The sequence below is a fragment of the Nocardioides sp. NPDC057772 genome (assembly GCF_042798075.1).
Lineage (GTDB): Bacteria > Actinomycetota > Actinomycetes > Propionibacteriales > Nocardioidaceae > Nocardioides.
In genome coordinates, this window is record NZ_JBHVKN010000249.1 from 1 (window position 1) to 6,669 (window position 6,669).

Annotated in this window: 6 protein-coding genes; 4 read left to right on the top strand and 2 right to left on the bottom strand. The window is 67.5% G+C overall.

The features are described 5' to 3' along the window. Positions 1-335, bottom strand: a 335-nt coding sequence (locus tag ACFVJS_RS25175; RefSeq protein ID WP_378886126.1) for a hypothetical protein, incomplete at its 3' end; no start/stop codon positions are given. 257 nt (positions 336-592) lie between these two features. Between ACFVJS_RS25175 and ACFVJS_RS25180 the strand changes: the two genes are divergently transcribed. From ACFVJS_RS25180 to ACFVJS_RS25190, 3 genes are read left to right on the top strand one after another with little or no spacing between them, the layout of a single operon-like run. After that, a complete protein-coding gene (locus ACFVJS_RS25180; protein WP_378886128.1) occupies positions 593-1,894 on the top strand; it encodes an ABC transporter substrate-binding protein in 1,302 nt (433 codons plus the stop codon). Next, complete coding sequence (locus ACFVJS_RS25185) at positions 1,891-2,886, top strand: carbohydrate ABC transporter permease (protein WP_378886130.1); 996 nt, start codon at positions 1,891-1,893, stop codon at positions 2,884-2,886. Before ACFVJS_RS25180 ends, ACFVJS_RS25185 begins: the two co-directional genes overlap by 4 nt. After that, entirely contained in the window at positions 2,886-3,725 is an 840-nt protein-coding gene (locus ACFVJS_RS25190) for a carbohydrate ABC transporter permease (protein ID WP_378886132.1), read from the top strand. The genes ACFVJS_RS25185 and ACFVJS_RS25190 overlap by 1 nt, the downstream gene beginning before the upstream one ends. A 75-nt stretch (positions 3,726-3,800) precedes the next feature. Here ACFVJS_RS25190 and ACFVJS_RS25195 read toward each other — a convergent pair whose 3' ends face one another. Then, on the bottom strand, positions 3,801-5,456 hold the full coding sequence (locus ACFVJS_RS25195; protein WP_378886133.1) for an acyl-CoA dehydrogenase family protein: 1,656 nt from the start codon (positions 5,454-5,456) through the stop codon (positions 3,801-3,803). A 37-nt stretch (positions 5,457-5,493) separates the two neighbouring features. Between ACFVJS_RS25195 and ACFVJS_RS25200 the strand changes: the two genes are divergently transcribed. Continuing rightward, entirely contained in the window at positions 5,494-6,588 is a 1,095-nt protein-coding gene (locus tag ACFVJS_RS25200) for a potassium channel family protein (protein ID WP_378886135.1), read from the top strand. Positions 6,589-6,669: the final 81 nt, after the last annotated feature.

Here is a 6,669-nt window from a genome sequence, read left to right on the forward strand (position 1 = left end):
CACCGGTTGCGGTAGAGGATCCGCGCCAGCTCGAACGGCGCGACGCGCCAGGACCCGATCGGCTCGTCGTCGAGCCCGATCCGGCCGAGGGCGGCGACGATCCACGAGAACGCGTAGCAACCGATGCCGGCGATGGTCCAGATCCCGACCGTGCGCCACGCCAGGTCGCCGCTGAAGGCCCGGAAGATGCCGATCACGGCAGCGATGAGGGCGATCGCCGCGATCAGCCAGAACAGGATCGAGCAGATGGCGGCCGCCAGCCGGCCGGCCACGGCCAGCGGGTCGCGGGGAGGCTGGTGATAGGGCCCCTGATGGGGTGACTGGGGATAGTTCATTTGGGCGCTGATTCTGGCGTACGTCGGCCTGCGGAGCCACTCCGCGCTGGCGGGTCGCCGAGGCACTCGAGCATCTGACAGGTATGGTCCTGCGCGTTCTCGGCTGAATGTTCGACCATTTGTCCGGGACATCGATGGACCGTAGCGACTAGTGTTACGGAGATCACATAACGAGGCGCTGCCTCGTGGACCCGACGCGGCCTGCGTGGCACGACTCCGTGGATCAAACGACGATGGAGGGTGCAATTCCAATGCACGTGCGCAAGTGGCAAATCGGAGCAGTAGTCGCAGGTCTGCTCGCCGTGACCGGCTGTGGGGTGCCGGGCGGCGGTGGCAGCAACGATGCCGGCGAGACCGAAGAGGGAGACGGCAGCATCCAGATCCTCGGTGCCATCCCCGAGGGCGAGGCCGTGGGCCTCAACGCGGCACTCAAGACGTTCACCGACGAGACGGGGATCAAGGTCACCTACACCCCGTCCACCGACTTCACGACCGAGATCCGCACCAAGGTCAACGGGAACGATGCCCCCGACATCGCGCTCTTCCCGCAGCCCGGTCTGGTCGGCGACCTGACCGAGTCGGGTGACACGCTCCCGCTCGACGACCTCATGGATGTCGGCTCGCTCGACGACACCATGATCCCGGGCCTGATGGACTCGGTCCAGATCGACGACAAGACCTATGGCGTCCCGATCCGCGTCTCGATGAAGTCGCTGGTCTGGACCCCGAAGAACTTCGAGCAGTCCGGCTACAAGACGCCGACGACCTGGGACGAGCTGATGTCGCTCCAGGACGACATCATCGCCAAGGGCCAGACCCCGTGGTGCTTCGGCGCCGAGGCCGGCGCCGACACCGGTTGGGTCTACACCGACTGGGTCGAGGAGATCGTCCTGCGTCAGGAGGGACCGGAGTTCTACGACGACTGGGTCTCCCACGAGGTTCCCTTCAACGACCCGAAGATCGTCCAGGCGATCGAGACCATGGGCGAGATCATCAACAAGCCGAAGAACGTACGCGGCGGCGCAGACGGCACCCTGAGCGAGCCGTTCGGCGACTCGCCGCTGCCCCTGTTCAGCAACCCGCCGGGCTGCCAGATGCACCGCCAGGCCAACTTCATCACCACCTTCTTCCCGAAGGAGGTCCAGCAGGACCTGGCCGGCAACGTCAACGTCTTCGCGCTCCCGGGCGACATGGAGGGCGGCTTCGAGGGCACCCCGGTGCTCGGCGCCGGTGACATGGCGACCGCATTCACCAACGACACCGACGTGGTGAAGCTGATGGAGTACTTCGCCAAGCCCGACTTCGGTGCCGAGTGGGCCAAGGCCGGTGGCTGGCTCTCGCCGAGCACGGAGTTCGACAACTCGCAGTACGCCGACCCGATGTTCGGAGAGATCGCGACCCTGCTGCAGGACGCCGACACCTTCCGCTTCGACGGCTCGGACCTGATGCCCGCGCAGGTCGGTGCCGGCACCTTCTGGAGCGAGATGAACGCCTACGTCGGAGGTGAGAAGAGCGCTCAGGAGGCTGCCGACGCTATCGAGGAGAGCTGGCGAGGATGAGCGATGATCCGTTCCTGAAGATCATCAACGGACTGGTCGCGATCGTCCTGGGAGTGGGCGGCACCGCCGCCCTCTTCTGGGTGCTCAACTTCGTCTCGGGCCTCCTTCCCGGGAAGTGGGAGCGACGGGTCAAGCCGTACGTCTTCATCGGTCCCGCCATCCTGGTGGTCACCCTGTTCCTGATCTACCCGGCCGTGCTGACGGTGATCTACAGCTTCGCCGATCAGAACAGCATCAACTGGGTAGGCGTCCAGAACTACACCGACCTGTTCAAGGACGACGAGTTCCTCGGCACGTTGTTCAACAACCTGCTCTGGATCCTCATCGTGCCGGCCGGCAGCGTCATCGTCGGCCTGCTCGTGGCGGTGCTGGCCGACCGGCTCAAGGCGCTGCCGGAGCGGATCGCGAAGTCGGTCATCTTCATGCCGATGGCGATCAGCTTCGTCGGGGCGAGCACGATCTGGGGTTTCATCTACACGACCAGGTTCGCGCAGGGTGACCAGCAGATCGGGCTCCTCTCGGCGATCTCGACCAGCCTCGGGTTCGAGCCGGTCGCCTGGCTTCGGATCCAGACCGGCAGCCTCAACGACCTGCTCCTGATCGTCATCATGGTCTGGCTCCAGGCGGGGTTCGCGATGGTGCTGCTCTCCTCGGCGATCAAGGGCGTCCCCGACGACACCGTGGAGGCGGCGCGCATCGACGGGGCCAGCGAGGTCCAGATCTTCTTCAAGGTCGTCGTGCCGCAGATCTGGCCGACGGTGATCGTGGTCTTCGTGACCATCCTCATCCTGGTCCTGAAGGTCTTCGACATCGTCTACGTCATGACCGGTGGTCGGTCCGGCACCTCGGTGCTGGCCAACACCTTCTTCGTCGAGCTCTTCGAGTTCGGTGACTCCGGTCGGGCCGCGGCGGTCGTGGTCGTCCTGATGATCGCCGTGATCCCGGTGATGATCTACCAGATGCGCCAGTTCAAGAAGCAGGAGGCACGCTGATGAGGGGGTTGACCATGGGCGGCCTCGCGGTCCGCGTCGCCATCGTCCTGCTGTGCGTCCTCTGGTTCATCCCGACCCTCGGGCTGCTGGTCTCGTCCTTCCGTGACGAGGCCGACGTCAAGACGTCGGGGTGGTGGACGGTCGTCACCGATCCGTTCTCCCAGTGGACGCTCGACAGCTACTCCCAGGTGCTCGAGAGCGGGATGGCCAACGCCTTCGTGAACTCGATCGTCGTCTCCGTCCCGGCGACGGTGCTGCCGATCATGATCGCTGCGTTCGCCGCGTACGCGTTCACGTTCATGCGGTTCTGGGGGCGCAACGTGCTGTTCATGCTGATCGTCGGGCTGTTGGTGGTGCCTTTGCAGGTGGCTTTCGTGCCGCTGCTCAGCCTGTTCAGCGACTACGACCTCAACGGCACCTTCCTCGCGGTGTGGCTGGCGCACACCGGGTTCGGGATGCCGCTGGCGGTCTACATCCTGCGCAACTACATGTCGAGCCTGCCGCATGAGATCATCGAGTCGGCCGAGATCGACGGGGCGTCGCATTTCCAGACGTTCTGGAGGCTGATCGTGCCGATGTCGGTGCCCGCGCTGGCCGCGTTCGCGATCTTCCAGTTCCTCTGGGTCTGGAACGACCTCCTCGTCGCGCTGATCTTCCTCGGCGCCGGCGACAACGAGGTCGTCACGATCACACTGCGTGACCTGATCGGCGACAAGGGCCAGGAGTGGCACCTGCTCACCGCCGGTGCGTTCATCACCATGACGGTTCCGCTGCTGGTGTTCTTCTCGTTGCAGCGCTACTTCGTCCGTGGGCTCACCGCTGGGTCCGTGAAGGGCTGAGATCCGTCCGTACGCGGCGGGCGTCATGTCTCCTCGGGGACGCGGCGCCCGCCGTGTCGTCTGTGGGCCCGCGAACTAGAGCGTCGGGGTCGCCCGCTGCACGACCGCCTTCTGATCGCCGCCGGTGAGCATGCCGAACGTCCCGCCGTGACCAGACAGCCGGCTGGCGCAGAAGATGTCGGCCACCTCGTCGGGGGCGTAGCGGACCAGCAGGCTCCCCTGGAGGAGCGTCGCCATGCCGCCGGCCAGGCGCCGAGCGGACCGCTCGAGCTCGTCCGGGCTGCCCATGGACTCGCCGAGCAGGGCGAGCGTGGAGTCCACCGCGCGGTCGTAGCGTCGGTCGGCGCCCTTGGCGCTGCCCACCTCGGTGATCCAGGCGTCGAGGACCGAGGGCTCGCGCTGGATCGCGCGCAGGACGTCGAGCGCGTTGACGTTGCCGGAGCCCTCCCAGACCGAGTTGAGCGGGGACTCGCGGAAGAGCAGCGGCATCACCGACTCCTCGACGTAGCCGTTCCCGCCCAGGCATTCCAGCGCCTCGGCGACGTGGGCGGGCGTGCGCTTGCAGACCCAGAACTTCGCCAGCGGCAGACCGATGCGGCGCAGCGCCCGCTCGTGCTGGTCGTCCGGCCGGTCGACCGCGGCGGCCAGACGCATCGCCAGGGCGGTGGCGGCCTCGGACTCGACGGCCAGGTCGGCGATCACGTTCTGCATCAGCGGTTTGTCGGCCAGGACGCCGCCGAAGGCGGAGCGGTGGGCGACGTGCCAGCTCGCCTCGGCCACCGCGCGGCGCATCAGTGCTGCCGAGCCCAGCACGCAGTCGAGGCGGGTCGCGGCGACCATCTCGATGATGGTGCGTACGCCGCGCCCCTCAGCACCGAGCCGGTAGGCCGTCGTGCCGCGGAACTCGAGCTCGGAGCTCGCGTTGGAGCGGTTGCCGAGCTTGTCCTTCAGGCGGACCACGTCCACACGATTGTGGTCGCCTCCGGGCAGGACCCGGGGGAGCAGGAAGCAGGTCAGCCCCTCCGGCGCCTGGGCCAGCACCAGGAAGACATCGTTCATCGGGGCGGAGGTGAACCACTTGTGCCCGTGCAGCTCGTAGACGTCGTCGCCCACGGGACGGGCCTCGGTGATGTTCTGGCGTACGTCGGAGCCACCCTGCTTCTCGGTCATCCCCATGCCCGCCAGGGCGCCGAGCTTCTCGGCGGGATCGCGCAGGCCGAAGTCGTAGATCGTGGAGGCGAGCCTCGGCACCCACTCCGCGGCCAGGGACTCGCTGGCGCGCAGCGCGGGGACCGCGGCGTACGTCATCGAGATCGGGCACAGGTGGCCGGGCTCGGTCTGGGACCAGGCCAGGAACCCGGCGGCGCGACGCACGTGGGCGTGGGCCGTCTGAGAGCCGGCCCCGGTCGGTGCCCACGGAGCCGCGGCGAGGCCATGGCCGACGGCCCGCTCCATGAGCCAGTGCCACGATGGATGGAAGGCGACCTCGTCCAGGCGGTTGCCGTAGCGGTCGTAGGAGACCAGCTCGGGGTGGTGACGGTTGGCGAGGCGGCCGTGCTCCTGCGCATCGGTCGTGCCGGCCTCGGCGCCCAGCGGCGCGAGCGAGTCGAGGGTCTCCCCGTCGGCATGCCGCAGGACCGCCGCCGAGAGCGCGGCGTCACCGGTGACCACGTTGTGGCCGGCCAGCGGCGGAGCCTGGTTGGTGACACGACGGATGTCGGAGGCACTCATACGAGAGACGATAGAGGCTTGGCTATAGGGTCGGGACGTGTCCGAGACAAGCGCGTACGCCCCGAAGTGGGCAGATGCCGGTCAGGTCTCTCTCCCGGAGACGGTGCGGTCGCCGTGGTGGCAGCTCGGGCGCCGGCTGCTGGCCGCCCTGGCGATCCTGATCGGCACGGTCCTCCTGGTCTATCTCGACCGTGACGCCTACGCCGACAACAACGATCCCACGGGCCAGATCAGCCTGATGGACGCGATCTACTACACCACGGTGACGCTGAGCACGACCGGCTACGGCGACATCGCGCCGGTCGCCGACCACGCCCGGATGGTCAACGCGTTCATCATCACGCCGGCCCGCATCGCGTTCCTGGTGCTGCTGATCGGCACCACCCTCGAGGTCCTCACCAAGCAGGGCCGTGACCTCATCCGAGTCGCTCGCTGGAGGAAGAAGATGTCCCAGCACATCGTCGTCGTGGGCTACGGCACCAAAGGCCGCAGCGCCGTGGAGACGCTGCTCAGCAGCGGTGCCAACCCCGAGGAGTTCGTCGTCGTCGACCCGGACCCGGTCGCCCGCTCGGACGCCCACTCCGACGGGATCGCGGTGGTCACCGGCGACGCCACCCGGCGCGAGGTGCTGATGCGGGCGGGCGTCAAGGACGCCGAGCAGGTCATCATCACCACCAACCGTGACGACTCCAACGTGCTCACCATCTTGACGGTGCGGCAGATCAACCCCGAGGCGTGGATCGTCGCCGCCGCCCGCGAGCGGGAGAACGCGCCGCTGATGAAGCAGTCCGGCGCCGACTCGGTGATCACCTCCGCCGACGCCGTCGGCCGGCTGATGGGTCTGTCGACCATCTCGCCGACCCTGGGCACGGTGATGGAGGACCTGCTCAACTCCGGCACCGGACTGGAGGTCGCCGAGCGCGACCTTCTCGTCAACGAAGTCGGCAAGCAGCCCCAGCAGCTCGCCGACCAGGTGATCGCGGTCGTACGCGACGAGAAGGTCTTCCGCTACTTCGACCCGGTCGTCGGCACGCTGTCGCGAGGAGACCGGCTGATCGTGGTGCGGGCGGGGAAGGAGCTGCCCTGGGCTCCGCGGCCGGGTACGCACGGCGAAGACACCGCGGACGCGTAGCCAAGAGGGCCGCACAGAGGGCCACACAAGTCTGCCAAAACAGAAGTCAGCCGCTGGCGTCTCGGGTCACCAGCGGCTGAC

Bases quoted from the DNA above. Each gene is read 5' to 3' on its own strand.
- ACFVJS_RS25185 (WP_378886130.1), top strand. From the start codon at position 1,891: ATGAGCGATGATCCGTTCCTGAAGATCATCAACGGACTGGTCGCGATC.
- ACFVJS_RS25190 (WP_378886132.1), top strand. From the start codon at position 2,886: ATGAGGGGGTTGACCATGGGCGGCCTCGCGGTCCGCGTCGCCATCGTC.
- ACFVJS_RS25195 (WP_378886133.1), bottom strand. From the start codon at position 5,456: ATGAGTGCCTCCGACATCCGTCGTGTCACCAACCAGGCTCCGCCGCTG.